Source organism: Nocardia sp. NPDC055053, from assembly GCF_053608285.1.
The window spans coordinates 39,804-66,653 of sequence record NZ_JBSGVD010000013.1; the positions used below are offsets into that span (position 1 = coordinate 39,804).

Sequence of the window (26,850 nt, forward strand, 5' to 3'; positions counted from 1 at the left end):
GGCGCCCCAGGGCAGTTCGGCGGTCCCCAAGGCGCCCCAGGGCAGTTCGGCGGTCCGCAGGGCGCGACTGGCCAGGGCACATCGGGGCAGGCACAGGGGCCGAATACTCCTGGCCTGATAGTGGATGCGACCTTCGTCTGGACCGCGTTCATGCTGGCACTGGTCAAGCCGAAGATCTTCGTCAACGGGCAACCGGTACCGGATACGCGGTGGGGACAGAACCATGTGCCGGTCGGGCCGGGCCAGTATCACGTGCGCGTGGTGACGCCGTGGCTGTTCGACATGGGGCCGGCGGAAATGGTGGCGCCGGTCGGGCCTGGGCCGGGTAGCACGGTGTACTACAAGCCGCCTGCCGTGTTCTTCTTCAAGGGCGCGATCGGGCCGGAACCGCAGAAGACGCCCGGCCTGATCCTGACGTTGCTGCCAGGTGCGCTGGCCGCGGTGCTGTTCCTGTTGATGTTCGTGCTGATCCTGGTGGGCTGACCCCGCCGACGACCTCGACAGCCCCGGCACCGCGCCGGGGCTGTTCACGTCGACGGACCGGCGAGCCGAACGAGAAACGCCGCGCCGGAACGAATTCCGGCGCGGCGTTCAGCAGTACAGACCAGCTCAGCTGGGATCGATCCCGTAGAGCCTGGCCCAGTTCTCGCGGCTGGTGAGCTCGGGCATCGCGGCGCGGTACTCGGCCTGCAGCGCGGGCAGTTCCTTGCGGAGCTTGCGCAGGGTGCGGTAGGCGCGAATGAGCAGGGCGCGGGCGCGGGCCTTGTCGCGGCGGCGGACGCGGACGCCGGACTGGGAGGCGTCGGTGACGACCACGTGGTCGAACAGGGCGACGTGCCACCAGTGCGCGTCCTCGCGGGTGATGCCGATCAGGCCGTGCTGTGTACGCCCGGTCCACTGCGCGATCGCGCGCTTGATCAGCACCAGGGTGACCCGGCTCGGCTCACCGCCTGCCCGGCGGATTTGGATGTCGGCGGAGTTCACCGGCGGGGTCGCGGCGGGGTGCTTGATCGTCTCGGGGTAGTCGCCGCGGGTGCCGCGGGCGGCGGCCAGGGCGTCGATGCCGCCGTCGCGCAGCACCTTCGGGCCCTTCATGAAGTCCTCGATGCCCTGCAGGGTGGTGTGCACGAGGCCGTACTGCATGCCGACGAGGTGCTCGGCGATGTTGCGGAAGAACTCGCGCGTGATCGCCTTGCCGTCGAGATCGGTGTGCAGGGCACCGACGACGAGCGAGTTGCGCGTGGAGAAGTAGCGCGCCCAGTCGTCGTAGTCCTTCCAGTAGAAGTCGGCGTGCCAGACGGCGGCGTTGGGCAGGGTGACGGTGACGAAACCGTGTTCCCGCGCGCGGATGCCGTACTCGACGTCGTCCCACTGGAAGAAGATCGGCACCGGCAGGCCGATCTTGGCGACCACCTCGGCCGGGATCAGGCAGGTCCACCAGGCGTTGTAGCCGGCGTCGACGCGGCGCTCCTGGTTCTTCTTGAGCATGGAGGTGTTGCGCAGCGCCTTGGGCACCTTCTGCCCGTGCTTGAGCTCGTGCAAGTGCACCTCCTCCGCGCCGACATTGAGGTAGTCGGGGTTGAGCAGGAACAGCATCTGCGCGCCGACCAGCGTCGGTTCGACGGTCAGGTTGGCGAAGGCCTGCAACCGCAGCACGGTCTCGGGCTCGCACAGGATGTCGTCGTCCATCAGGATGACGTCGGCGTGCTCGTTGGCCGCCGACACCTCGTACAGGCCACGGGTGAAGCCGCCGGCGCCGCCGAGGTTGGGCTGACGGATGTAGCGCAGCTTGTCGCCGAAGTCGGGACGCACCTGCTGGAACAGCGGACGGTTCTCGACCAGATCGGTGCCCTGGTCGACGACGTAGACCGCGTCGATCGCGGCGAGCACGGTCGCGTCCGAGGCCAGCGCGGCCACGGTGTGCGCGCAGTCCTCGGCCCGGTTGAAGGTGCAGATCGCGATCGCGACCGGGCGGACCTTCTCCGGCGCCTGCGCGGTCCAGGCGAGCTCGGTGATGCCGAGCGGGCCGCCGATGGCGTCGAACTCGAGCCACAGCGCGCCGCCGTCGACGTACTGGTCCAGCGGGGCGCTCAGGCTGACGCGCCCGCTGCTGGTCGCGACGAGCGAGGCGATGATGCGGCGGTGGCCCGCGATGTCGGAGGCGACCAGGCGCACGTTGGCCTTGTCACCGACCTCGAGGGTCGCGCTCACCGTCACCTCGGTGACGGTGGTCCAGCGCTGCCAGTAGCTGGCGGCGAAGCGGCCGAAGTAGGTGTTGGTGTGCGCAGTGGCGCCCTTGGGCAGGTGCAGCGCCAGGCGCTCGCGGACCGCGGCGCCGCCCTTGACGACGGCGTAGAGCTCGTCACTCACCCGGGCCGACGGGCCGGTGAATATGCCCCTGGCCAGCACCAGCCGCTCCGGCGCCGCGTGTTCACCGCGCAGCGATTCCGGCGCGGCCGCGCGCCGATCGTTCGATTCGGTCACGGCTCCCGTAGCCGACTGTTCCATGAAGTCCTCGAAATTCTCGGTATCGACTGCGCCGACGCAAGCAGTCACGTAAAGAAAGGGCGGCGCGGCAGGCGGGGGTGAGGATATCAATCGCCCGGCGTCGTCGCGCCGTCAGTGAGGGGTCGCCGCACCCCGCGCGTGTTGCTCTTCGGTTGCCGAAGAGCCGGTGAAGACGAATTTGTCGTAGGCCCAATAGCGGAATACGACCGCGACGATCTGGCCGATCAACGTGCCGGAAATGTTGTCCGACAGCGGCGAGGACAGGTCGAGCACATAGCGGGAAAAGCCGAGGCAGCCGAGTTGCAGACCGATCGCGACCACGTTGAATACCGCGTACAGAAGGTATTCACGACCGGGGTTGTCGGTCTTCTTGTGGGAGAACGTCCACCACTTGTTGCCGAAGTAGGTGACCACCGTCGCGACCGCGATCGCGATGATCTTGGCGGGCAACGGAGAGTGATACAGCACACCTTCGGAGAAAGAGAATCCCCCACCCCAGAAGACCAGCAGGTTGTAGGTGCCCGCGTCGACCAGGAATCCGATCGCGCCGACGACGAGAAACGCCGCCCCCTGCCGCAGGGCCGTCACCACCTTCGACATCAAGGACACGGGGACCGGCTCGGACAACTCGGGGTGGGACACGGGCCGACCGTACACCGATGGCCGGTCGGCTCCCGCGTTAAGCTCGCTGAACCGGGTGAGCGGATCGGACTCGCGCTGTGTACCCTCCCGGTGTCCCACTGCTGCCTACATTCGAGGATTGACCCGGGTGGACTCCACCGAGCTTCGCATTGCCGCCGTGGTCCCCTGCCACAACGAAGAGGCCGCGGTCGCCAAGGTCGTCGCCGACCTGAAGGCCGCCGTGCCGGGGATCGTCGTCTACGTCTACGACAACCTGAGCACCGACCGCACCGCCGAATGCGCCCGTGAGGCCGGGGCGATCGTGCGCTACGAGAACACCAAGGGCAAGGGCAACGTCGTGCGCCGCGCCTTCGCCGACATCGAGGCCGACGTCTACGTGATGATCGACGGCGACGACACCTACGAGGCGTCCGCGGCACCGCTGATGATCAAGACGCTGCTCGATGGCCCCTACGATCACGTGCTCGGCGTGCGCAAGCAGGACGAGGACACCAACGCCTACCGGTCGGGTCACGAGACCGGCAACAAGGTGCTCAACGGCGTCGTCGGCAAGGTGTTCGGCGAGAACGTCGAAGACATGCTGAGCGGCTTCCGGGTGTTCTCGCGCCGGTTCGTCAAGAGCTTCCCCGCCGTCTCGCGCGAGTTCGAGATCGAGACGGAACTGACCGTGCACTCGCTGCACCTGCGGGTGCCGCAGACCGCGGTGCAGGTCGGTTTCCGCGACCGCCCGGCGGGCAGCGAGTCCAAGCTGCGCACCTACCGCGACGGCACCAAGATCCTCGCGCTGATCCTCGGCCTGGCCAGGCACGAGCGCCCGGTGGCGTTCTACGGCCTGTTCGGCACGCTGGCCTGGCTGGTGTCGCTGATCCTGACCGTCCCGATCGTGATCGAGTTCTACAACACCCATGAGGTGGCGCGGTTCCCGACGCTGTTCTTCGCGTTCACGCTGATGCTGCTCGGCAGCCTGGCCTGGACCGCCGGCATGATCCTCGACGGCATCCGCCGATCCCGCCACGAGGCCGCGCGACTGGTCTACCTGCGCTATTCCGCGGCCGGGGTGAACGACGACGTCGCTGCCGGAGACCGTCGGTGACGACTTCGACCGAGCCGGACACCACCGTCGAGCTCAGCAAACCCGCTACTCCCGCACCGAGCACCAAGGACCGTGTCCTCGCGCCGGTACGCACGCTGACCGACAAGCTGGGCGCGGCCACGGTCGCGTTCGCCGTGATCGCGACCGTGTTCGGCGCCCTGTTCGCCGTGCTCACGCCGTCGTTCTGGGGCCATGACGAGATCACCCAGTTCGGCCGCGCCTACCAGGTCGCGCACGGCGGGGTGTTCCCGCAGCGCATCGCCGACGATCGCGGCGTGGCCTACGGCGGCCAGGTCCCGGTCAGCGTCGACGCGCTGATGAGCTACGCCTTCCAGGACTACAACGACAACCCCGACGAGTCCGACGAGCCCAATGCCATGGTGGCCGACCGCGCCGCCTACGACCGGCTGGGCGATGCCGAGATCTCCGCGGCCACCAAGGCCGTGTGGTTCACCAACACCGCCGCCTACTCTCCGGTGCCGTATGTGCCCGCCGCCATCGGTATCCGGCTCGGTGAGGCGATCGGCCTGGATGTCGGCGGGTTGTCTCTGCTGACCCGGCTGGCCGGGCTGGTGACCTACCTCGCGGTCGTCAGCTTCGCGCTGTACGCGCTGAAAGAGCGGCGCAGCCAGTGGCTGGTATTCACCGTCGCGGTGCTGCCGATCGCGCTGTTCCAGGCGGGCACCGTCACCGCGGACACGCTCACCAACGCGCTCGCGATCATGGTGTCGGCGCTGCTGCTCAAGGCGCTGTTCGTCGGTGATCGGCTGCGACCGGTGGAAACCGGTGCGCTGCTGGCCGCGACGATCGCGCTGCCGCTGAGCAAACCGACGTATGTGCTGCTGGCGATGCTCGTTGTCGTTGTACCCGCCGACCGGCTCGGACTCGCCGGAAAACTCAAGCTGATTCCGTGGGCGTTCGCCGCGACCGGCGCCGCGCTTTTCCTGGCGTGGACCAAGATCGCGGCAGCGACCGGTGAGGGCATGGGCCTGATGCGGCCGCCGCACCAGTGGCACGAGGTGCGTCCCACCGACCAGCTGAAGGGAATCATCAGCGACCCGGTGCAATTCGTGCACACCTTCGGCGAGAGCATCGCGCTGCGTGATCACCGCTGGTTCAACCAGTTCTTCGGTGAACTCGGCTTCGCCTATGTCGACGTGCCCGCGATTTCGATGCTGGCGTGCCTGATCGCCTTCGCGGTGAGTTTCGGTATCGCCGACCGGATGAGCACCGTGACGGCCACTTTCCGGCGCACCCTGATCGTGGCGCTGACGGTGCTGGCGAGCGTGGCGATGATCTACGTGACGCTGTACATGTCGTTCACGCCGGTCGATTTCTTCATCATCGACGGCGTGCAGGGCCGCTATTTCGTGCCCCTGGCGATCATGGGTCTGGCTGTCGTCGCGCGCTGGGTTCCCTTGCGGCTCAGCGATTCCGACGGCGTGATTCCCACTCGCGGAACGGCGATCACCGTCACCTGCGCGTCGGTTTTCGCGCTGATCGCCGCGGCCGCGACGTATTACACCGTCGTCTGGGGATAAGTCCCCGGACGACGGTGGGGGTCAGAGCTTCTTTTCGCCCGCTGCCGCGTAGGCGCGTTCGGTGGCGGCCTTCTTGGGCCGCCACCAGTTTTCGTTCTCGCGGTACCAGGTGATGGTGTCGGCCAGGCCTGCCCGGAAGTCCGCGTACCGCGGTGACCAGCCGAGTTCGTCACGCAGCAGGCTCGCGTCGATGGCGTAGCGCTGGTCGTGGCCCGGCCGGTCGGTCACGTGGTCGAAGTCGGCGGGGTCGCGGTCGAAGGCCTGCAGAATGAGCTGGACGACGCTGAGATTGTCGAGCTCGCCCTCGGCGCCGATGAGGTAGGTCCGGCCGATCCGGCCGCGGTCGAGAATGTCCCACACCGCGCGATTGTGATCGTCGACGTGGATCCAGTCGCGCACCTGATGACCGGCGCCGTAGAGACGCGGGCGCACACCGTCGATCAAATTGGTGATCTGGCGTGGGATGAATTTCTCCACATGCTGATACGGGCCGTAATTGTTGGAGCAGTTCGACAGCGTCGCGCGGACACCGAACGACCGGGTCCAGGCGCGCACCAGCAGATCGCTGCCCGCTTTCGTCGCCGAATACGGGCTCGACGGGTTGTAGGCGGTGGTTTCGGTGAAGGCCGGGTCGTCGGCGGTGAGGTCGCCGTACACCTCGTCGGTGGAGACGTGGTGGTAACGCACGTCGTGGCGGCGCACCGCCTGCAGCAGCGAGTAGGTGCCGACGATATTGGTCTGCACGAACGGCCACGGCTCGGCCAGGGAGTTGTCGTTGTGTGATTCGGCGGCGAAATGCACCACCGCGTCGACGCCGCTGACCAGATTGTCGACCAGGTCGAGATCGGCGATGTCGCCGTGCACGAATTCGATCCGATCGGCGACCGAATCCAGCGACGCGCGGTTTCCCGCGTAGGTGAGCGCGTCGAGGACGGTCACGTGGACATCCGGGCGCGTGGCCACCGTCTGCTGGACGAAATTCGCACCGATGAAGCCGGCCCCGCCGGTTACGAGCACTCGCACCACGCCAACGATACGTGCTCACGCGTGCCTGCCGTGCGGCGAGTCCGGCCGAAATCCGTTGCCGTACTGCCGCACTGCCGAGAAGCTCCAGGTATTTACACCGTGATGTCGGTCACACTACGGGTGGGTAGGTTACGACTCAGGGTCTGGTTTTCTGAGAAAATGCCCGGTCAACGCTCAGGTTTCGAACCACGCACTGGTCCTGGGGTATCACCGGTGAACGGAATTTGAATAGACAGTCACGGCGGGTTCACCGCTCGTTAGCTGCGGGGGATTTTGATCATCGAGTCCCCTCCGAACGCTCCGACATCGAGGTTCTACGAAAATGCTGATGAGGAAATTCGCCGCCACCTCGGCGCTGCTGATCGCCGCCATGGGCGTCACCGCCGGCGCCGTCAACGCTGCGCCGAACGAGGCCCCGGCCCCGGTCAACTTCACCGCCCAGGAGATCAACGGCACGTCCGTCATCACCACCGACGCGGGCTCGCTGGTCGAAGAAGAAGGCGCCTTCAAGATCAAGGCCGCCGACGGCACCACCATCGCCGCCACCCCGCTGACCTTCCGCCTCGACGACTTCGAGCTGCCCATCGCGGCCGAGATCTCGGGCAACAAGGCCGTCCTGACCCCGCAGCTGGACCCGGCCAAGGCCGTGTACAAGCCGGTCGCCCTGCCTTTCGAGGACAAGGCCCCCTGGAAGTCGGAGTACGACCGTGAGGTCGCCGCCTTCAACCGCATGAAGGACACCATCTCCATGGGCGCCTCCATCGCGTCGCTGGTCGGTGGCCTCGGCGGCGCCGCCGTCGGTTGCGTCCTCGGTGGCGTCCTCGCCGGCACGGTCGCCCTCGGCACCATCGTCGGCCTGCTCGGCCCCTTCCTGCCTGCCGCCGCCGTCGGCTGCATCGCGGGCGCGCTGCTGGTCGGCCCGGTCGGTGCCATCGCGGGCAACATCTTCATCACCGCCCCCGTCGCCATCGGTGCTGCCATCCAGTACTTCACCACCATCAACCAGCCGTTCACCGCGCCGGCCAAGTAGTCCCGGAATACGCGAGCCATGAAGCCCCGTCCGGCGCACTGCCGGGCGGGGCTTCTTCAGGTAGGAGGCTCGTCCGGCCGATCGTGATCAGGACGTCCGAGCCAGTTCGATAGCTGCTACGCGGTCCTGGCCCGCTCGGCGGGTTCCAGGGCGACCCGGACGAACTTGGCGACCCGCCCGAGCACCGAGCGGCTCTCCGGCATGCTCGGCAGGATGCTCATGAACGCGTGCACCTGGCCGCGCCACAGCTCGAGGGTGTTGGGGACACCCGCCGCGCTGAGCCGGTGGGCCATCAGCTCGCAGTCGTAGCGCAGCAGTTCGTCCTCCGCGGCGATGAGCAGGACCGGAGGCATTCCGGCGAGGTCGGCGTTGACCGGCGACAGCGCCGGGTCGAGCGGGCCCTCGGTCTCGGCGCCGAGCCGGACGACAGCCTCGAGGCCGGCCAGCGGGATGTACGCGTCCCGGCTGACATTGACGTATCCCTGCTTGGCCCGGTAATCCAGGTCGAGCAACGGGCTGAGGCCGACCAGCGCCGCGGGCAGCGGCAGCCCGATCTCACGCGAGCGCAGCGCGGTGGCGAAGGTGAGGTAGCCGCCGGCGGAGTCACCCGCGAAGACGATCCTGGCCGGATCGGCGCCGTGGCGCAGCAGCCAGCGGTAGGCGAGCACACAGTCGTCGATCGCCGAGCTGATCGAGCGGCCTGGCAGCTGCCGGTACTCCACATTCAGCACCGGAAGTCCGGTCCGCCGGGCCACACCAGCGACGATCGCCCGGTGCGACTGCAGGCCGCCGACCGCGAATCCGCCGCCGTGCATGTACAGCACCGCGCCGTGCCGCAGCGCGCGCGAGCCCCCCGCCGGCCGCACCATCTCCATCTTGAAGCCGTCCATCTGGATCTGCTCGCGCTCGATGCCGTGCGGTTCGGGCCGCAGCCGGGAGAGCAGGTCGACGGCGGCGGCGCCGATCGGGATGGTCGCCCGGTTGATCGGGACGGTCCGCAGCAGCGGTCCGATGACGCCGACGCACGCGCCCATCAAAACCCGCGACGAGGTGCTCGTCCGGCCGGAGTTCACGATGATGCCCTGGTCGGGCTTGCCAGTCTTCTCAGCCGTAGAGACGGGCGCGACCCCGCCGAACACACCGATTTTGGCGATCTTGGTCGTTCCCATCGCGCACCTACCTCACAGCTGGCGCGTCGACCGCGACCAGGGCGAACCCCCCGGTGCGGATGTCGACGCTGACATCTAACACGGTGATGTTTCACACATCGATGCTCACATAATCAGATGAACGCGATGTCTGTCTCGTTAATCGCCCGACACACCAGGTCACGAAACGTTCGTGACCATTTCGTCGACATGTCGGAACCTCCCCGTCTCCGCGGGAGCGGTAGCTGGCAGACTTCCCCCCATGCGCGGAATCATCCTGGCGGGCGGCACCGGTTCGCGGCTGCACCCCATCACGCGCGGGGTGAGCAAGCAGCTCGTCCCGGTCTACGACAAGCCCATGGTCTACTACCCGTTGTCCACGCTCATGCTGGCAGGGATCGACGACATTCTGGTGATCACCACGCCGGAGGACGCCGACGCGTTCGCCCGGCTGCTCGGTGACGGCAGCCAGTTCGGCGTCTCGATCAGCTACGTGGTGCAGCCCGAACCCGACGGTCTCGCGCGCGCGTTCGTGCTGGGTGCGAGCCATATCGGCGCCGAGCCCGCCGCCCTTGTCCTCGGCGACAACATCTTCCACGGCCCCGGCCTCGGCTCCAGCCTGGCCCGCTTCCACGACATCGACGGTGGCGCCGTGTTCGCCTACTGGGTCAGCGACCCGACCGCCTACGGCGTGGTGGAGTTCGAGCAGGGCCGCGCGGTCTCCATCGAGGAGAAGCCGAAGGTGCCGCGCTCGAACTACGCCATCCCCGGCCTCTACTTCTACGACAACGACGTGGTCGACATCGCCCGCGAGCTGCGCCCGTCGGCGCGCGGGGAGTACGAGATCACCGACATCAACCGCGCCTACCTCGAGCAGGGCAAGCTCAGCGTCGACGTGCTCGCCCGCGGCACCGCCTGGCTCGACACCGGCACCTTCGACTCCCTGCTCGACGCCGCCAACTACGTGCGCACCATCGAGGAACGCCAGGGCCTCAAGATCGGCGTGCCCGAGGAGGTGGCGTGGCGGCGCGGGCTGATCACCGACGACCAGCTGTGCGAGCTGGCCGAACCGATGGTGCGCTCCGGCTACGGCCGCTATCTGCTGGATCTGATCGACCGCGGGAAAGACTGGTAAGCATGCAGATCCGTGAACTGGCCATCCCCGGCGCGTGGGAGGTGACCCCGCGGCTGCTCGGCGACGACCGCGGCATGTTCTGCGAATCGTTCAAGGCCTCGGAGTTCGAGAAGGCCACCGGGCGGCCGTTCGAGCTGCACCAGGTGAACACCTCGGTCTCGGCGGCGGGCGTGCTGCGCGGCATCCACTACACCGAGGACCCGCCCGGCCAGGCCAAGTACGTGACCTGCGTGCGCGGCGCGTTCCTCGACGTCGTCGTGGATCTGCGGCCCGGCTCGCCCACCTACGGGCGCTGGGACAGCGTGCTGCTCGACGACGTGCACCGCCGCTCGGTGTTCCTGTCCGAGGGCCTCGGCCACGCCATCCTCTCGCTCGAGGACGGCTCGACGGTCACCTACCTGTGCTCGCTGGAATACACCCCCGAATTCGACCGCGACATGGACGCCTTCGATCCCCGCCTCGGCATCGAGTGGCCGGCCGAAGGCCGCGACGGCAGCAGGCTCACCTACATCCGCTCCGCCAAAGACGAAGTGGCCCCGCCTTTTTCTTGATCCACGTGAAACGACGAACGGCACCACCTGTGCAAGGTGGTGCCGTTCGGCGTTATCCGATCAGGCGACCGGCTCGAGGACCTTCTCCTCTGCCACCGGCACCTCGGCGACCCGCGACCGGGTCAACCGCGGCAGGAAGACCGTCAGGGCGACCAGCGCGCCGACGATGGTGACCCCTGCGGCGAACTCGAGGCCCGGCCGGTAGGTGTCGAGCATCTGCTGCGGCGTCGCGCCGGCGCCGTGCCCGCCGGAGGTGACGATCGCGGTGGTCACCGCGAGCACGATGGCCGCGCCGACCTGCATGGAGGTCTGCAGCACGCCGGCCGCCAGACCCTGCTCGTCGTCATCGATACCGCTGGTGGCCTGCACGTTGATCGCCGGGAAGCCGACCCAGCCGATGCCGATCAGCAAGATGGCGGGCAGCAGCACGGTCAGGTAGTCCGGCGCGGTGTCGACCCGCAGGAACAGCAGGTAGCCAACGGCCATCACGGACATGGTGACGGCGATGACCGGTCCGGTGCCGAAGCGGTCGATCAGCTTCTCGGAGAAGAACGCCGACCCGACGACCAGGATGCCGACCGGCAGCAGCGCCATCGCCAGCTTCAGCGCCGACCAGTCCAGCGTGTCCTGCATGTACAGGGTGACGATGAACTGCCAGCTGAAGTAGGAACCGGCGACCGCGATGATGGCCAGGCTGGCCCGCACCAGCGACACCTTGCGCAGGATGCCGAGGCGCACCAGCGGGTGCTTCACCCGCTGCTCGGTGATCACGAACGCGGCGAACAGGGCGATGACGGCGAGGAACGAACCGATCGTGCGGACCGAGGCCCAGCCGACCTCCGGCGCGGTGACCACGGTGTAGACCAGCAGCAGCATGCCCGCGGTGGACAGCAGCGCGCCGAGCAGATCGTGCCCGCCTTCCTCGGCCTTACCGTCCTTGGGCACCAGCACGTAGGCGGCGACCAGGGCGGCCAGGGCGATCGGGACCGGCAGCAGGAAGGTCCAGCGCCAGCCGACGCCGGTCATCAGGCCACCGAACAGCAGGCCCATCGAGTAGCCACCGGCACCGAAGACGGTGTAGATGGACAGCGCCTTGTTGCGCGCCTTTCCCTCGGCGAAGGTCGTGGTGATGATCGACAGGCCGGTCGGCGCGGTGAACGCGGCGGCGAGGCCCTTGATGAAGCGGGTGACGATCAGCAGGGTCGGGTCGCTGACCAGCCCGCCGATCAGCGAGGCGACGGCGAAGACCGCCAGCGCGATGAGGAAGACCTTGCGGCGTCCGAGCAGGTCGGCGGTGCGCCCGCCGAGCAGCAGCAGGCCGCCGTAGCCGAGGACGTAGCCGCTGACGAGCCACTGCAGGGTGGAGGTGGACAGATCGAGTTCGGCGCCGATGGACGGCAGCGCGACGCCGATCATCGAGACGTCGAGACCGTCGAGGAACAGAACGATGCACAGGGTGATCAGCATGCCCCAGAGGCGAAGCGGCCACCTGGTCGGATCGGTCGCCTGATCTGCGGCCGAGAGCGTTGCTGGCGAAGTCATGCGGAGGACATTACATGCACACGCATTAATTGCCAACACATAAATTGCGGTTGCATGGACATGCGCGGGTCACTAAGATGGGGCCATGTCGAACCCGGCCACAGCATCAGCTCGGCGCAACGAAGCGCCCACCGAGCTGGTCGGCCAGTGGCGCGAACTGCTCGATCGGCACGCCGCCGTGAGCTGCGCACTGGAGAAGGCGCTTCAGCACGAACACCGCATCGGACTCAGCGAATTCGAGACCCTCGATCGCCTGGTCGACGCGGCCTGTCAGAAGTACCGGATGACCGAACTGGCCGGCGACATCTACCTGAGTCAGAGCGCGCTCTCGCGCGCCGTGGCCAGGCTGGAGAAAGACGGCCTGGTCGAGCGCACCATGTGCGTCGAGGACCGCCGCGCCATCTTCGTCCACCTGACGGAAAAGGGCAGGGCGGTCTATGACCGAGCCCTGCCCACGCACCGTGCGGTGCTCGCCAACTCCTGGTAGGAGCTACAGCGCGCCGGATGCCGCCGCGCTGATGTCGGTGAACGCGCCGCGGTAGCGCTCGTGGTCGGCCGGCTTGTCCAGATAGGTCGAGCCGGCGAAGGTCTCCGCGTAGACCACCGGCGGTTCCGGCCGGTCGAGCGAGCCGTCGACGCCGAAGTCCAGGATCACGAACCGGCCCGATTCCAGCCCGGCGTGATAGCCGGTGTCACCGGGCACCACCTGGATCCGGACCGTGTCGAGCTCGGCCAGCTCGCGCAAGCGCGCGCGCTGGGCGGCCAGCACCCGATCGTCACCGATGCGCCGGGTCAGCACCGCCTCGGCCAGCACCACCTGCAGCCGCAGCGGTGAATCCGCGCGGGCGAGCAGCGCCTGCCTGGCCTCGCGCACCCGCAGCCTGCGCTCCAGCTCGGCCTCGGTCAGCCCCGGCACGGTCTGCTCGAGCAGCGCCCTGGTGTAATCCTCGGTCTGTAGCAGCGCCGGGACCAGGCCGTCCTCGTAGATCGACAGCCCGGTGGCCGCCTCCTCCAGCCCGATGTAGACCTCGAAGCCCTCCGGGATCACGTCGCCGTAGCTCGTCCACCATCCCCGCGCCTTGGTTTCGCGAGCCAAGGCCGCCAGCGGCTCGACGAGCTCCGCGGGCGCGCCGTACACCTTGCACATCGCCTCGACGTCGAGGCTGCGCAACGAGGTCTGGCCGGTCTCGATCCGCCAGATCTTCGCTTCCGACCACTCGAGTTGCGCCGCCGCGGTCCTCGTCGTCATCCGCGCCTGATTGCGCAGGTCACGTAAGTGCCTGCCCAGCTGCCTGCGCGGCATCGTCGAACCGGTGATGCCCTGTGGTGAAGCCATACTTCCCCCCTGTTATCCAAATCCGGCCTCCCCCATCTCTTTCGGAGACCCGCCCTATCGCAGCCGACATACGCATCGGATCTGCGTACGGATTGTTTCACAATGAATCGGACATCGCGCAACACCTGTTTCGGGGGGCAAGCACGGAGCTACTTTTTCTTCCTGAAGCGCCAGAACTGCACGGCGCGAACGTCTTCGGAGAGCTGGTTCACCGGCTCGGCGACATCGGAGAGCGCCTGGAACAACCCGTCGGCCAGGTCGCTGATGTGCTCCACCCGCCCCGCCAACCGGGCGGCGTTGCTCGCGAACTCCAGCATCAGCCGCACCGCGGCCGCGATCGTCAGCCCGAGCGGGATCGCGACCAGCGCGGCGAGGATGCCGAGCAGCGCCGATGCCCGCCACGCCAGCACCGTGAGCACGACCGGAATGCCGATACCGAAGGAGACGACACCGAGGATGTAGGCCAGCGGCAGCAACGTTCTTGTCGCCGGCCTGCGGAACTGGACATCGAGCAGCGAGCGCAGCACTTCGGCGCCCCACTGCTTGGCCGATCCGGTGCTGCGGAACGGGTCGTCGAAACCCGCGTCGCGCGGTATGTCCGAATCGTCCGTGTTCTCGTCGTCGCCGGCCTGCGCCGCCCGCCGCGCCGCGCGCTTCACGTCGGTCTCTTTCCAAGAGAGCCAGCGTGATTCGGCTTCGAACTCCTCGGGATCCCCCTCGGGAGGCGGGGTGGTGCCCGGCGCTTCGGTCATATGCCGAATCCTGCCCGGTTTCGGCCCCTACGCCAACCCTGCCGGGCCGCATCCTCCGATAGCGAAGGTCTGCGAAGTGAGACGAACCAGACAGTCCCGAATATTTTTCGGGAACGGCGTAACAACACGGCCACCCCGGTCCGATACGACCCATGAACGCAGGAACAGAGCTCTTCGGGGAATGGAGAACACAGTGCGCACGACGTTTCCGACCACAACCACGGCCGCCGAGAAAGGTGCCGCCGCGCAGGAGTACGCCGCGCGGGGTTGGACGGTTGCCGAAACGGCCAATGGCCTGTGCCTGATCACCGACGACGAGGTCTCGGCCATCGAGATCACCGGTGAGATGGCGGGCGAGGTCCGTCGCTTCCTGCGCGCCAACAACCTGTCCGGCCCCGTGATCGAGATCCCGGGCCAGGAGCGTCGCGAGATCCACCTGGTCACCGGCGTCCGCAAGGCCGCCATGGCGATCGAGGCCATGCGCGAGGCCGGCGTCGTCGTGCACACCGACGGTGCCAGCATCCCGCTGCCCCCGACCCAGCTCGCCGCGGGCTCCGCCTCCTGGGGCGTCGCTCCGGGTGAGGCCCGCTGGGTCCCGCCGGTCGTCGCCCTCGGTGCCGCCGTGCGCGCCGCCGCGACCCGCAAGCGCGCCACGCTGACCGTGGCCTGCTGAGGACAAGAACTCACCGAACCCGCTGATCGCGACGCCTCCCCGACGTCGCGATCAGCGGGTTTTCGGCGTTACCGGACCGGGTCGTCGCTGTACGCGTCCGCGTAGGGACGACAAAAGCTCGGGCCGGGCGGCGGTCGATCCCCTCAGGGATCCCGTCCGGCCCGGCCCGAGCTCTTTTCAGTGCCTACTTCAGGCCGAGAGCCGCACTGCCCGAATCGAGAAGATCCTGGATCGGGTTGCCCGCCGAGTCGCCAACGGCGACGGTCTTGTCCAGCAACTCGACGGCCGGGCTGTTGACACTGCAGGACTCGCCCTCACCGACGTAGAGGTGGACCCGCACCCGGTGGTTGCCCGCCTCGATGTTCCCGAGCACCGCGGACGGCTTGTCCTTGGAGAGGATGGCGCTCTGCAACATCTCGTCCACCATCACCGTGCCGGACCAGCAGGCGTCGTCGGTGTTGTTGATGGAGACGGTGATGTTGTCGGCGCCACCCACCGCGTCGGCGGTCCGCGCGGCGGACGCGGTGCCCGCGAACAGGGTGATCGCGGCGGCGACGAGGGCGGTGGCCCCGGTGGCAAGCTTGAAAGTACGCATTATTCCCTTCCCGTACCCCCCTCGGTGGTGATCATAGGACCATCCGATCATTTCGCATGCCCCCAATAGTGTTGGCGGAAAACATGTTTCGAGAAACACAAACTTGGGCAAAACGGTCATCCGCACGGCTTTGCGCGTTTTCCAACCCGGGTACGCCGGTCGGCGTAAGGATGGGGCATGGCTCCGCGAACGCTGCTGCGCACCTGTCCGCTGTGTGAGGCCGTCTGTGGTCTCGCGATCACGCTCGACGACGCCGACCGGGTGGTCTCGGTGCGCGGCGATCGCGACGACCCGTTCAGCAAGGGCTTCCTGTGCCCGAAGGGCGCGAGCTTCGGCAAGCTCGACGAGGACCCCGATCTGGTCACCACCCCGCTGATCCGCGAGGGCGACGCCTTCCGCCCGGCGAGCTGGGACGAGGCGTTCGACCTGATCGCGACCAGGTTCACCGAGGTCGTCACGGCGCACGGCAGTGGCTCGACCGCGGTCTACCTCGGCAATCCCAACGCCCACACCGTCGCGGGTGCGCTCTATCTGCCCGCCCTGATCCGCGCGCTGAGCACCCGGCACATCTACACCGCGAGCACCGCCGACCAGATGCCCAAACAGGTCGCGGCCGGGCTCATGTTCGGCGACCCGCTGACCGTGCCGGTCCCCGACCTCGACCGCACCGACTTCCTGCTGATGCTCGGCGCCAACCCGCTCGAATCCAACGGGTCGCTGTGTACCGCGCCGGACTTCCCCGGCAGGCTGAAGGCGCTGCGGGCCCGCGGCGGCAGGCTGGTCGTCGTCGATCCGAGGGCGACCAGGACCGCGGCACTGGCCGACGAGCACCTGTTCATCCGGCCGGGCGCCGACGCCTACCTGCTGTTCGCCGTCGTCCACACCCTCTTCGCCGAGGAACTGACCGACGTGCGGATCGAGGCCGACGGCATCGACGACCTGCGCGCCGCCGCCGCGGAGTTCAGCCCGGAATCGGTCGTCGAGCGCACCGGCATCCCCGCCGACACAATCCGCGGCCTGGCCCGCGACCTCGCGGCGGCGCCCACCGCCGCCGTCTACGCCAGGATCGGCACCTGCACCGCCGAGTTCGGCACGCTCACCCAGTGGCTTGTCGACGCGATCAACGCGCTGACCGGCAATCTCGACGCCCCCGGCGGCGCCATGTTCGCCACCGCGGCGGCGGGCGGCATCCCGCGCACCAGGCCGTTCCGGCCGGGCCGCTGGACCAGCAGGGTGCGCGGACTGCCGGAGATGATGGGTGAACTGCCCGTCGCCACCCTCGCCGACGAGATCGAAACCCCCGGTCAGGGACAGATCAAAGCCTTGGTCACGGTGGCGGGAAACCCGGTGCTTTCCGCGCCGAGCGGCGCCAGGCTCGACCGCGGACTGGCCGGGCTGGAGTTCATGGTCAGCGTCGACCGGTACGTCAACGAGACGACCAGGCACGCGTCGGTGATCCTGCCGCCGCCGCGCTCGGTACAGTCGCCGCACTACGACTTCGCGCTGCTTCAGTTCGCGGTACGCAATTACACGCGGTACTCGCCGCCACTGGTTCCGCTCGACGGCCGCCCGTCCGAATCGGCGGTGATCGCGCGACTCGCCGCCGCCATCAGCGGGCAGCCGCACACCGGCACCGGCGCCGAGAGCCCGATCGCGATGATCGACGAGCTGGTTATCTCGGGCATGCTGCACAAGGCGGGAATGGGCGAGCGCCGCGACGAGCTCGAAGGCACCGACACCACCGAACAGCGCATCGACCTGATGCTCAAGCTCGGCCCGTACGGCGCGTGGAACGGCGGCGAGCTGAGCCTGCGCGCCCTGCTCGCCAACCCGCACGGCATCGACCTCGGCCCGCTGCGACCGCGCCTGCCCGGCGTGCTGCGCACCGCGTCCCGCAAGGTGGAACTCGCGCCGCCGGAGCTGCTCGCCGACGTAACCAGACTGCGCGCCGGACTCGCGACGAACGCACCGGAGATGGTGCTGATCGGGCGCAGGCAACTGCGCTCCAACAACAGCTGGATGCACAACATCGCGGGGCTTGTCGGCGGATCGAACCGGTGCACGCTGCAGATCCATCCCGACGACGCGAGCAGGCTCGGTCTCGGCGAACTGGCCGAGATCAGTTCGGCGGCTGGCTCATTGACGGTTCAAGTCGAGCAGACGCCGACGATCATGCCAGGCGTGGTGAGTTTGCCGCACGGATGGGGACACGGCGCGAGTACCACCCAATCGGTCGCCGTCGCGCACGCGGGCGTGAATGCCAATGTGCTGACCGATGATTCGGTGGTCGACGCGGTGTCGGGCACCGCCGTGTTCAACGGCGTCCCGGTGACGGTAGGACCGGCCTGATCAGTCCACTCCGGGAACCGTTGCGCAAACCCGGCTTTCATAGCATTCGCAACAATGGACACCCTGCATAACTCGTGATGCTCCCCTAGACTGGGTGAGATTGCAGTCACAAGCGGGGGTTTCAGCGCGAAACCCGCATCACCCGGTTCGGCTAGCAGAGGGGGCCCCGATGCCCGGAAAACATGTCGGCAGCGACGGAGAGCACGAGCTTCAGGACACGTTGGGCACCGCGGACAGGGCCGAACGCTTCTACGACGACCAGGTGATCGACTACCTGAACCCTTCCATGGTCGAATTCATGGCGCGGATGGACATGGCGTTCATCTCCACCGCCGACTCGCACGGCGAATGTGACGCCAGCTTCCGCGCAGGTACGCCGGGATTCCTGCACGTCATCGACGAACGCACGATTGCGTACCCCGAATATCGAGGTAACGGAGTAATGGCCAGCCTCGGCAACATCCTCGAGAACCCGCACGTGGGGATCTTGATGATCGACTTCGTTCGCGATCTGATCGGGCTGCACGTCAACGGGAAGGCCCGCATGGTTGCCGACAGTGAGCTACGCGAGACCGTCAGCGATCTGCCTGCCCCCGAACGCGGCAAGGCATCGCAGGTTTGGGTCGTCGTCGACGTGGAAGAAGCCTATATCCACTGCCGCAAGCACATTCCGCAGATGGTTCCGGTCGCCCGGGATCGCCGCGAGTGGGGCACCGACAATGTCAGGGCGAAGGGCGGCGACTACTTCGGCGTCAAGGCAGGAAAGCAGCCGGCACCCGCGGCGGCCAAGGCCAGCTGACTACTTGATCTTGAAGATCACCAGTCGCTGCACGACGAAGTTGATGACGGTTGCGGTGCCCTGCGCGACGACGAACGCCAGCGGCTGCCGCCACCACTCGTCTGGCAACGCGAAGTACAGCACCGCGTTGATGCCGACCTGCACGGCGAAGGTCACCGCGTAGAGCGCGACGACGGCGAAGAAACGCGCCCTGCTCGGTTCGGCCCTGAACGTCCAGCGGCGGTTGATCAGGTACGCGGTGGTCGTTCCAGCGACGAAGCTGATGGCCTTGGCCAGGCTCACCGGCAGGCCGACCAGGTTCAGCAGCAGGGAGTAGATGCCGTAGTCGACGATCGCCGAGAGGCCGCCGGTCAATGTGAACCGCACGATCTGCGTCTTCAGGTCTACATCGGTCCCACCGGGCTCGTCGACCAGGGGAATCTCGGCGGGAAGCGGCAGATGCGGTTGGGCTTGCACGTGAGGAAGACTACGAGACCGGTCGCGTTTCCCGCCATGCATGTAGCCTCTTAGCCGATGTCCGAGAACATTCCGACCACCACCGACGGTGCGTTTGCGCTGCCTACGCGCACGCGCACGCTCACCGGATGGGGTCGCACCGCACCCACCTCCGCCGAAGTGCTCTCGACCAGCGATCCCGAGTTGATCGTCAAGGCCGTGAGCATGGTCGCCGAGGACAACGACTCCAAGCCGGCGCACCTGCGACGCGGCGTGATCGCCCGTGGCCTCGGCCGCTCCTACGGCGACCACGCGCAGAACGCGGGCGGCCTCGTCATCGACATGCCGGCGCTCAACCGCATCCACCGCATCGACCGCGATTCCCGCATGGTCGACGTGGACGGCGGCGTGAGCCTGGACCAGCTGATGAAGGCCGCGCTGCCGTTCGGCCTGTGGGTCCCCGTGCTACCCGGCACCCGCCAGGTGACCATCGGTGGCGCCATCGCCTCCGATATCCACGGCAAGAACCACCACAGCGAAGGCAGCTTCGGCAACCACGTCCGGTCGATCGACCTGCTGACCGCCGACGGCTCTGTGCGCACGATCTCGCCGACCGCCGACGCCGAGCTGTTCTGGGCCACCGTCGGCGGCAACGGCCTGACCGGCATCATCCTGCGCGCCACCGTCGAGATGGCGCCGACGGAGACGGCCTACTTCCTCAACGACGGCGTGAAGACCTCCACGCTCGACGAGACCGTCGCGGTGCACAGCGACGGCAGCGAGGCGAACTACACCTACTCGAGCGCGTGGTTCGACGTGATGAACCCGCTGCCCAAGCTGGGTCGCGCCTGCCTGACCCGCGGTCGGCTGGCCAAGGTCGACGAGCTGCCCAAGAAGCTGCGCAAGAACCCGCTGAAGTTCGACGCGCCGCAGCTGCTGACGGTGCCGAACATCTTCCCGAGCTGGTCGGCCAACCGCCTCTCGCTCGGCGCGGTCGGCGAGGCGTACTACGCCATGGGCGGCACCTACACCGGCAAGATCCAGAACCTGACGCAGTTCTATCACCCGCTCGACATGATCGCGGAGTGGAACCGGGTCTACGGCAACGCCGGCTTCCTGCAGTACCAGTTCGTGGTGCCGACCGAGGCCGTCGAAGAGTTCAAGCGGATCATCATCGACATCCAGGCGTCCGGGCACATCTCCGCGCTCAACGTCTTCAAGCTGTTCGGTGAGGGCAACGCGGCGCCGCTGAGCTTCCCGATGCCCGGCTGGAACATCTGCGTCGACTTCCCGATCCGTCGTGGCCTCAACGAGCTGGTCACCGATCTGGACCGGCGCGTGATGGAGTTCGGCGGCCGCCTGTACACCGCGAAGGACTCGCGGACCAGCGCGGAAGCGTTCCACAAGATGTACCCGCGGATCGACGAGTGGATCAAGATCCGCCGCAGCGTCGACCCGACCGGCGTTTTCATGTCCGATATGGCCAGGAGGCTGGAGCTCCAGTGATCAACGCAGTGGGCAACCCACAGACCATTCTGCTGTTCGGCGGCACCTCCGAGATCGGTCTCGCGATCTGCGCCGAGTACCTGCGCAAGAGCCCGGCCCGGATCGTCCTGGCCAACCTGCCCGGCGACCCGCTGCTCGATGGCGCGGTCGCGCAGCTGAAGGCGGCCGGTGCGACCCAGGTCGACGTCATCGACTTCGACGCGCTCGACACCGAATCGCACCCGAAGGTCATCGACTCCGCGTTCGCCGCGGGTGACGTCGACGTCGCGATCGTGGCGTTCGGTGTGCTCGGCGACGCCGAGGAGCTGTGGCAGAACCAGCGCAAGGCGGTCATGACCGTCGGCATCAACTACACCGCCGGTGTTTCGGTCGGCGTGCTGGTCGGCGAGAAGTTCAAGGCGCAGGGCCACGGCCGGATCATCGTCATGTCCTCGGTGGCCGGTGAGCGCGTTCGCCGCTCCAACTTCGTCTACGGCTCGACCAAGGCCGGCCTCGACGGCTTCTACCTCGGCCTCGGCGAGGCGCTGCGCCCGCACGGCCCGCGCGTCACCGTCGTTCGCCCGATGCAGGTGCGCACCTCGGCGACGAAGGCCCACTGGGAAGCCACCGGCTCCAAGGAAGCCCCGCTCACGGTCGACCCCGAGGACGTCGCCCGGATGGCCGTCTCCGCCTCGGAGAAGGGCACCGAGATCGTCTGGGCCCCCGGCGAGGCTCGCTTGCTGATGTCGGCGCTGCGCCACGTACCGCGCCCGATCTTCCGCAAGCTCCCCATCTAGTCGGGGACCCGCTCCGAATCACAGCCGCACCGTTACTAACGGTGCGGCTGTTTCGTTTAGTGGAGAGGGTGGGGAAGATATGTACAATTTAGGCGATGGCGAAGGCCAGATCATGTACAGGAGTACTGACATGTCGCTAACGCATATCGACATCGACGATGAGTCGCTGGAGAAGGCCAAACGTCTTGGCGGTCATCGTACGAAGACTGCCGCGGTCGCCGCCGCCCTTGACGAATACAACGAGCGACGCGACCGGGTCGCAGCGTATGACCGAGCCATCGAGCTCGCAAAAGGCTGGGACATCGAGGGTATGGAAGCCGCCCACCGCGCCGCCAAAGAGGCCTACCGACGGTGACCGGATATCTGATCGACTCGTCGGCGATGTGGCGCATGCTGCGCGGCGGCCCCGTCAGCGACAAATGGCGCGACGTCATCGCAGATGGCGCGCTGCGATCGTGCTATCCGCAGCGAACGGAGTTCTTTCGGTCAGCTCGAAATCTCGAAGAATACGACGAATTCACGACGCTGTTCGATCAGACGACGCGCGATGCGGCGGTCCCGAAATCGGCTGGTTCGTGGATCCGCACTATCCAACGCCGAGCAGCACAGGGCGGCTGCGTGAACTCGCTATCGGCCGTTGACCTGATGATCTGTGCCACCGCCGTGAACCACAACCTGACCATCGTCCACGACGACAAGGATTTCGTCACCGCGACCAGGTTCGCGACCGAGCTGCGCGAAGTCAATGTCCACGACGGGCCGCTGGAACCGGGCATCTGAGAATCCGACGGCTCGAGTCGACTCCACTAGGCTGGCCCGGACCGTGGAGCTGAGTGGAGCCGGAGGATTGCGCGCCGATGACGACCAACGATGAGGTGCGGGCGGGGCGCAGGATCGGGGCCGGGGTCTGGGAGGGCGCGGCGGCCGCGCTGGTTGCGCTCGTTGTCGCCGCGGTCGGGCTGTTCGCGTTCTCGGCGGTGCAGTGGCCCGCGTTCAACTCCTCCAATGTGACTCGGGCGCTGACTACCGTCGGCCAGGTCGTCGCCATCGCGCTGCTGGTGGTGTCGGTGCTGCTGATCCGGCTGCGGAAGTGGCCGGTGGTGGCGAAACTGGCTTCCTGGGTTGGGATTTCGAGCTTCGTTACCGTGACGCTCGGTATGCCGCTGGCGGCGACCAAGCTGTATCTGTTCGGTGTCTCGGTGGATCAGGAGTTTCGCACCGAGTATCTGACGCGGCTCACCGACAGTGCGGTGCTGCGGGATATGACCTATGTCGATCTGCCGCCGTTCTATCCGGCGGGCTGGTTCTGGATCGGCGGGCGGGTCGGAAACGTGCTCGGCATGGACGGCTGGGAAGTGTTCAAGCCGTACTCGATCGGGCTGCTCGCCGTCGCCGCTGCGGTGGCGCTGGTGCTGTGGACGCAGCTGGTTCGGGCCGATCTCGCGGTCGGCGCCGCGGCGGCGGTCACCGCCATGACGCTGGCCTACGCCTCCCCCGAGGCCTACGGGGCGGTGCTGGTCGTGTTCATTCCGCCGGTGCTCGTGCTCGCCTGGGGTGCGCTGCACCGGTCGACGGGCGGGTGGGGCGCGGTGCTCGGCACCGGACTGTTCCTCGGCATTGCCGCCTGCTTCTACACGCTGTATCTGGCGATCGTGGCGTTCACCGTGGTGCTGATGGCCGTGGTCGCGGCGGGGGTGGCCGTGTACACGCGCAAGGAAGACCTGCGACCGCGGGTCGGCGGACCGCGTGCCGTCGGCGGTCCGGCCCCGTGGCGGTCGGCGATCGCACCGCTGACGAAGCTGGTCGTCATCGGGGCCATCGCCGCCGTGCTCGCGCTGGTGGTGTGGGCGCCGTATCTGCTGAAGATGCTGTCGGGGGCGAAACTGCCCTCCGGCAACGCCTTCCACTATCTGCCGCAGTCGGGCGCCGAGCTGGCGTTCCCGATGCTGGAGTTCTCGCTGCGCGGTGCGCTGTGCCTGCTCGGGGTGCTGTGGCTGGTGCTGCGCGCCGGAACCTCGCGCCGGGCCCAGTCGCTGGGGCTCGGGGTGGTGGCGATCTACCTGTGGACGCTGCTGTCGATGGCCGCGACCGCCGCGGGAACCACGCTGCTGTCGTTCCGGTTGGAGCCGGTACTGCTCGCCCTGCTCGCCGCCTCGGGCGTTTTCGGCTTCGTCGAAACCGCGGCCCTTGTCTACCGGGCGATGAACGACTCGGCCCCGGTGCGCACCGCCGCCGGCGTGGTGGCGGTGCTCGGCGCACTCGCTTTCGCCCAGCACATCCCGACCGTGCTCACCCACGAGATCGACACCGCCTACACCGATACCGTGCCCACCGATGTGCCCAACGCCGAGGGCACTTTCGGCGAACGCGCCGACAAGCGAAAGCCGTCAGCGGTCGCCTACTACCACCCGATCGACGAGGCCCTGCTGGCTCAAACCGGGCGCCCCCGAGACGAAACCGTCGTCCTCACCGCCGACACCAGCTTCCTGGCCTTCTACCCCTACTTCGGCTTCCAGGCCCTCACCTCGCACTACGCGAACCCGCTGTCCGACTTCAAGGACCGCGCCGCCACCATCGCCGCCTGGAGCAAACTCGACTCAGCCCCCGCCCTCCTCGACGCCATGTCGGCAGCTCCCTGGCGAGCCCCCGACGCCTTCCTGTTCCGCCGCGACGGCGACACCTACACCCTCCGCCTCGCCGAAGACGTCTACCCCAACGACCCGAACGTCAAGCGCTACACCGTCGCCTTCCCCAAAACCCTCTTCGCCGACCCCGCCTTCACCACCACCGACATCGGCCCCTTCACCCTGATCACGGTGCGCCGCTGACGCTTCCTCAGGCGGTGCGGCCGAGGTAGTGCAGGAGGTCGTCGACCGGGCCGGTGGAGGTGGCCTCGACGACGGAGGCGTAGGCGCCCCACTGACGCAGCGGTTCGACGATCTCGGCGTCGACGCCGCTGCCGGGCGCCGCGTGGACGGTGCGGGCCGCGGTCAGCAGGTGGGTCGCCAGCTCGTCGGTCAGCGGGGAGGGCTGGCCGGTGGCGACGGCGATATCCCAGGCGTGGACGGCCGCGTCGAGGGCGGCCAGCGTAGCGGCTACCGAGGTGGGGAGGTCGCCGTGCGGGAGCGGGGTGGGGACGGTGGCGGTGGAATCGCCGACGGTGGCCCAGGCGGCGGCGGTCTGGTCGACGGCCGCGCGGACCAGGTCGGCGGCGGAACCGTCGATGGAGCCGGACGGAGCGAAGGGGTTGTCGCTCGGGCCCGCGCCGATGCCGAGGGCAGCGGCGTAGGCGAGCTGGTCGCCCGCCGCGTGCTGGATCACCTGGGTGACCGTCCATTCCGAGCACGGGGTCGGCAGGTTCCACTGGTCGTCGCGGATGCCCGCGACGACGTCGGCGAGGGCGGCGTAGGAGGTGGCGACGACGTCGCGCCACACGGTGTCGAGAGCTGCGGTGCTGTTCATGACTCCAGCCTAGAAACCCATTAGGCTCGTTTCTTTCCTAATTTCCCCACCGATTCCGACGAGGTGACAATGGCCGCGACGACACCGCGCGTCCTGCGCCTGCTCGCCCTGCTCCAGGACCGCTCCTACACCGGCCGCGAACTCGCCGATCGCCTGGAGGTCACCGAACGCACTGTCCGCAACGACATTTCGCGACTGCGCGAACTCGGCTATCCCGTGCACGCCGAACGCGGCGCCGTCGGCGGCTACCGGCTCGGGCGCGGCGCGACGATGCCGCCACTGCTGCTCGACGACGACGAAGCGGTGGCCGTCGCCCTGTCCATCGCCGTGGCCGCCGACGGCTCGCTCGCCGTCTCCGATCTCGGCGACCAGCTCACCAGAGCCCTGCGCAAGATCGAGCAGATCCTGCCGAAACGCTTGCAGCGCAAAGTCTCCGCCCTCCACGATGCCACCGAGATCGGCCCGGCCACCACCGGCTCGCGCGAACCGGACGCCCCGGTCGCCACCGGCATCCTCACCACCCTGGCCGACGCCGTCCGCCGCACCACCGCGGTCACCGTCGACGACGACATCGAACTGGAGCCCTACCGGCTGATCAACTGGCAGCGCCGCTGGTACCTCGTCGCCTACAGCATGAAAACCCATGCCTGGGAAGCGATCCCGGTCGCCCGCCTCACCAGCGCCACCGCGGGCAAGCGGGTGTTCGCGCCGCGCCGGCTCCCCGACGACGATCTGGTCGCCTTCGTCATGCGCCACATCGCGACCACCGGCTGGCTGGTGCACGCCCGCGTCACCGTGCTCGCCCCTGCCGAGACCGTCATCGCCCGGATCAACCCCGCCGTCGGTGTCGTCGAACCGGTCGACGACCACAGCTGTGTGCTGCACACCGGCGCCGACGCGATGGAGACGATCGCGATCTACCTGAGCATGCTGATGATGGACTTCCGTGTCGACGGCCCGCCCGAGCTGGTCGCCCATCTGCGCACCCTGGCCCGCCGGTACACCGAGTCCATCGCACCGTGACCGGCTCGCGGATCGTTTCCGTTCCGTGCCGGATCCCCCTGTCCTGGCCGCTCGACGGCACTACACTGACTGGTGCGGCATGGTCGCCGCCGGCGGGCGAGTACCACGGCGGATGGCGTTGGAATCACGATCCTGCACGTCACGGGTCCCGGCGACCCGCTACCGGAGGAGGACTTATGTCCGATCCGTTGCACACGCGGGTGTGCCTGACCGGCATGCACTGCGACTGCCCGAGCATCAGCTTCTTCGTTGTACCCGAACCGCTGGTTCGCGGTGGGCAGGTGCTGCATATGCTCGAACAAGCGCCGGTCGCCGGACGAGCACCGGAACCTGAACCCGATCTCGACATGATCGACCTGATCGAGGCGGTCCGTACGCCGCTGAGTACCCGCGGCCTCGCCCGCGTCGAACGCGTCGCGTTCGCGGGCAGTCGCCATGATCCGCCCACCGCGCGCACCGTGCTGCACGACCATCTCATCGAGGAACCGGCGCCGTGGGGTCTCGACGTCGACGACCCGGCGGAACTGATGCGCCTGGAACTGCTGCCCGAACACCGCATCGGCCCGCGCCGCATCGATGACTTCCAGTCTCATTCGGTGCGCCAGGCGATGCTGGCTGTCTACCGGTATTTCGAGATCGACCAGCGCATTCCGTTGGTCTATCACGGTTTCGCCGACCCGATCGACGGCTGGTTCGCGCTACGCGCTGCTGCCGCCTGAATGGCCTGGTCAGGCGCCCGCAACCGGGTGTTGTGTTGATCGACACCCGATAGCTGCTGGTGTGCGGGAGCGCGATAGACCACAATACGTCGAGTCAGTGTGAACAAACCGCGCGGTTCGCGTCGCGGGGCGAGTACGCTGCGAAATGTTGACAAGTTCGGCCGACCGAAATCAGTTTTGGTAGTGCTGATCGGTACGGATGCAGAGGT

27 protein-coding genes are annotated in these 26,850 nt (G+C 67.7%); 17 read left to right on the forward strand and 10 right to left on the reverse strand.

Features of this window, described 5'->3' with window-relative positions; translation table 11 throughout:
• The coding region (locus tag ACWF82_RS15995) for a hypothetical protein (RefSeq protein ID WP_452501794.1) at window positions 1-483 on the forward strand (483 nt) is incomplete at its 5' end.
• A gap of 126 nt (window positions 484-609) precedes the next feature.
• Here the strand turns inward: ACWF82_RS15995 and ACWF82_RS16000 are convergent.
• Together ACWF82_RS16000 and ACWF82_RS16005 are read right to left on the reverse strand one after the other, a co-directional pair.
• The gene (locus ACWF82_RS16000) at window positions 610-2,508 is read right to left on the reverse strand and encodes a glycosyltransferase (protein WP_452501796.1); all 1,899 of its coding nucleotides are present in this window, start codon (window positions 2,506-2,508) and stop codon (window positions 610-612) included.
• Between the two features lie 111 nt (window positions 2,509-2,619).
• Window positions 2,620-3,150 (reverse strand): GtrA family protein, encoded by a 531-nt coding sequence (locus ACWF82_RS16005; protein WP_452501798.1) that lies wholly within the window; start codon window positions 3,148-3,150, stop codon window positions 2,620-2,622.
• 127 nt (window positions 3,151-3,277) lie between these two features.
• On the opposite strand from ACWF82_RS16005, the gene ACWF82_RS16010 reads away from it, so the two are divergent.
• Together ACWF82_RS16010 and ACWF82_RS16015 are read left to right on the forward strand one after the other, a co-directional pair.
• Window positions 3,278-4,243 carry a glycosyltransferase gene (locus ACWF82_RS16010; RefSeq protein WP_452501800.1) on the forward strand — a complete coding sequence of 322 codons (966 nt, stop codon included), beginning with the start codon at window positions 3,278-3,280 and terminating at the stop codon, window positions 4,241-4,243.
• A complete protein-coding gene (locus ACWF82_RS16015; protein ID WP_452501802.1) occupies window positions 4,240-5,784 on the forward strand; it encodes a DUF2142 domain-containing protein in 1,545 nt (514 codons plus the stop codon). Before ACWF82_RS16010 ends, ACWF82_RS16015 begins: the two co-directional genes overlap by 4 nt.
• 21 nt (window positions 5,785-5,805) lie before the next feature.
• On the opposite strand, the gene rfbB is transcribed toward ACWF82_RS16015, so the two are convergent.
• Entirely contained in the window at window positions 5,806-6,807 is a 1,002-nt protein-coding gene (rfbB, locus tag ACWF82_RS16020; RefSeq protein WP_452501804.1) for a dTDP-glucose 4,6-dehydratase, read from the reverse strand.
• A gap of 325 nt (window positions 6,808-7,132) precedes the next feature.
• Between rfbB and ACWF82_RS16025 the strand changes: the two genes are divergently transcribed.
• Window positions 7,133-7,840, forward strand: coding sequence for a hypothetical protein (locus tag ACWF82_RS16025; RefSeq protein ID WP_189032153.1), 708 nt, complete (start codon window positions 7,133-7,135; stop codon window positions 7,838-7,840).
• 116 nt (window positions 7,841-7,956) lie between these two features.
• Here ACWF82_RS16025 and ACWF82_RS16030 read toward each other — a convergent pair whose 3' ends face one another.
• Window positions 7,957-9,009: an alpha/beta hydrolase gene (locus ACWF82_RS16030; protein WP_452501806.1), complete on the reverse strand. Its 1,053-nt coding sequence runs from the start codon at window positions 9,007-9,009 to the stop codon at window positions 7,957-7,959.
• 241 nt (window positions 9,010-9,250) lie between these two features.
• Here ACWF82_RS16030 and rfbA point away from each other — a divergent pair, with 241 nt between their 5' ends.
• On the forward strand, window positions 9,251-10,123 hold the full coding sequence (gene rfbA / locus ACWF82_RS16035; protein ID WP_378850713.1) for a glucose-1-phosphate thymidylyltransferase RfbA: 873 nt from the start codon (window positions 9,251-9,253) through the stop codon (window positions 10,121-10,123).
• Window positions 10,124-10,125: 2 nt separating this feature from the next.
• On the forward strand, window positions 10,126-10,674 hold the full coding sequence (locus ACWF82_RS16040) for a dTDP-4-dehydrorhamnose 3,5-epimerase family protein (protein WP_452501808.1): 549 nt from the start codon (window positions 10,126-10,128) through the stop codon (window positions 10,672-10,674).
• Window positions 10,675-10,734: 60 nt separating this feature from the next.
• Here ACWF82_RS16040 and ACWF82_RS16045 read toward each other — a convergent pair whose 3' ends face one another.
• Window positions 10,735-12,216, reverse strand: coding sequence for an MFS transporter (locus ACWF82_RS16045; protein WP_452501810.1), 1,482 nt, complete (start codon window positions 12,214-12,216; stop codon window positions 10,735-10,737).
• Window positions 12,217-12,301: 85 nt separating this feature from the next.
• Here ACWF82_RS16045 and ACWF82_RS16050 point away from each other — a divergent pair, with 85 nt between their 5' ends.
• Window positions 12,302-12,703 (forward strand): MarR family winged helix-turn-helix transcriptional regulator, encoded by a 402-nt coding sequence (locus ACWF82_RS16050; protein ID WP_452501812.1) that lies wholly within the window; start codon window positions 12,302-12,304, stop codon window positions 12,701-12,703.
• A gap of 3 nt (window positions 12,704-12,706) precedes the next feature.
• Here the strand turns inward: ACWF82_RS16050 and ACWF82_RS16055 are convergent, their stop codons facing one another.
• Window positions 12,707-13,552, reverse strand: coding sequence for a helix-turn-helix domain-containing protein (locus tag ACWF82_RS16055; RefSeq protein WP_452501814.1), 846 nt, complete (start codon window positions 13,550-13,552; stop codon window positions 12,707-12,709).
• A gap of 149 nt (window positions 13,553-13,701) precedes the next feature.
• Window positions 13,702-14,304 (reverse strand): DUF4282 domain-containing protein, encoded by a 603-nt coding sequence (locus ACWF82_RS16060; protein ID WP_452501816.1) that lies wholly within the window; start codon window positions 14,302-14,304, stop codon window positions 13,702-13,704.
• 181 nt (window positions 14,305-14,485) lie between these two features.
• Here ACWF82_RS16060 and ACWF82_RS16065 point away from each other — a divergent pair, with 181 nt between their 5' ends.
• Window positions 14,486-14,977 (forward strand): hypothetical protein, encoded by a 492-nt coding sequence (locus ACWF82_RS16065; RefSeq protein WP_452501818.1) that lies wholly within the window; start codon window positions 14,486-14,488, stop codon window positions 14,975-14,977.
• 184 nt (window positions 14,978-15,161) lie between these two features.
• Here the strand turns inward: ACWF82_RS16065 and ACWF82_RS16070 are convergent, their stop codons facing one another.
• Entirely contained in the window at window positions 15,162-15,572 is a 411-nt protein-coding gene (locus tag ACWF82_RS16070) for a hypothetical protein (RefSeq protein ID WP_452501820.1), read from the reverse strand.
• Window positions 15,573-15,749: 177 nt separating this feature from the next.
• Here ACWF82_RS16070 and ACWF82_RS16075 point away from each other — a divergent pair, with 177 nt between their 5' ends.
• Both ACWF82_RS16075 and ACWF82_RS16080 read left to right on the forward strand, forming a co-directional pair.
• Entirely contained in the window at window positions 15,750-17,921 is a 2,172-nt protein-coding gene (locus tag ACWF82_RS16075; protein WP_452501821.1) for a molybdopterin-dependent oxidoreductase, read from the forward strand.
• A gap of 169 nt (window positions 17,922-18,090) precedes the next feature.
• The gene (locus tag ACWF82_RS16080) at window positions 18,091-18,720 is read left to right on the forward strand and encodes a pyridoxamine 5'-phosphate oxidase family protein (protein WP_452501823.1); all 630 of its coding nucleotides are present in this window, start codon (window positions 18,091-18,093) and stop codon (window positions 18,718-18,720) included.
• On the opposite strand, the gene ACWF82_RS16085 is transcribed toward ACWF82_RS16080, so the two are convergent.
• Window positions 18,721-19,218: a GtrA family protein gene (locus ACWF82_RS16085; protein ID WP_452501824.1), complete on the reverse strand. Its 498-nt coding sequence runs from the start codon at window positions 19,216-19,218 to the stop codon at window positions 18,721-18,723. It lies immediately after the preceding gene.
• Window positions 19,219-19,233: 15 nt separating this feature from the next.
• Here ACWF82_RS16085 and ACWF82_RS16090 point away from each other — a divergent pair, with 15 nt between their 5' ends.
• The 5 genes from ACWF82_RS16090 to ACWF82_RS16110 all read left to right on the forward strand — a co-directional run bounded on the left by ACWF82_RS16090 (window position 19,234) and on the right by ACWF82_RS16110 (window position 24,265).
• A complete protein-coding gene (locus tag ACWF82_RS16090; protein ID WP_452501826.1) occupies window positions 19,234-20,661 on the forward strand; it encodes an FAD-binding protein in 1,428 nt (475 codons plus the stop codon).
• On the forward strand, window positions 20,658-21,437 hold the full coding sequence (locus ACWF82_RS16095; protein ID WP_452501827.1) for a decaprenylphospho-beta-D-erythro-pentofuranosid-2-ulose 2-reductase: 780 nt from the start codon (window positions 20,658-20,660) through the stop codon (window positions 21,435-21,437). Before ACWF82_RS16090 ends, ACWF82_RS16095 begins: the two co-directional genes overlap by 4 nt.
• Before the next feature lie 130 nt (window positions 21,438-21,567).
• The gene (locus ACWF82_RS16100) at window positions 21,568-21,792 is read left to right on the forward strand and encodes a type II toxin-antitoxin system VapB family antitoxin (protein WP_379408327.1); all 225 of its coding nucleotides are present in this window, start codon (window positions 21,568-21,570) and stop codon (window positions 21,790-21,792) included.
• Window positions 21,789-22,217, forward strand: a complete 429-nt coding sequence (locus ACWF82_RS16105; protein WP_452501830.1) for a PIN domain-containing protein — start codon at window positions 21,789-21,791, stop codon at window positions 22,215-22,217. The genes ACWF82_RS16100 and ACWF82_RS16105 overlap by 4 nt, the downstream gene beginning before the upstream one ends.
• A gap of 77 nt (window positions 22,218-22,294) precedes the next feature.
• Entirely contained in the window at window positions 22,295-24,265 is a 1,971-nt protein-coding gene (locus ACWF82_RS16110; RefSeq protein ID WP_452501832.1) for a galactan 5-O-arabinofuranosyltransferase, read from the forward strand.
• 7 nt (window positions 24,266-24,272) lie between these two features.
• Here ACWF82_RS16110 and ACWF82_RS16115 read toward each other — a convergent pair whose 3' ends face one another.
• Complete coding sequence (locus tag ACWF82_RS16115; protein WP_452501834.1) at window positions 24,273-24,899, reverse strand: TIGR03086 family metal-binding protein; 627 nt, start codon at window positions 24,897-24,899, stop codon at window positions 24,273-24,275.
• Window positions 24,900-24,968: 69 nt separating this feature from the next.
• Between ACWF82_RS16115 and ACWF82_RS16120 the strand changes: the two genes are divergently transcribed.
• Entirely contained in the window at window positions 24,969-25,922 is a 954-nt protein-coding gene (locus ACWF82_RS16120; RefSeq protein WP_452501836.1) for a helix-turn-helix transcriptional regulator, read from the forward strand.
• A gap of 176 nt (window positions 25,923-26,098) precedes the next feature.
• A complete protein-coding gene (locus tag ACWF82_RS16125; protein WP_452501838.1) occupies window positions 26,099-26,641 on the forward strand; it encodes a hypothetical protein in 543 nt (180 codons plus the stop codon).
• Window positions 26,642-26,850: the final 209 nt, after the last annotated feature.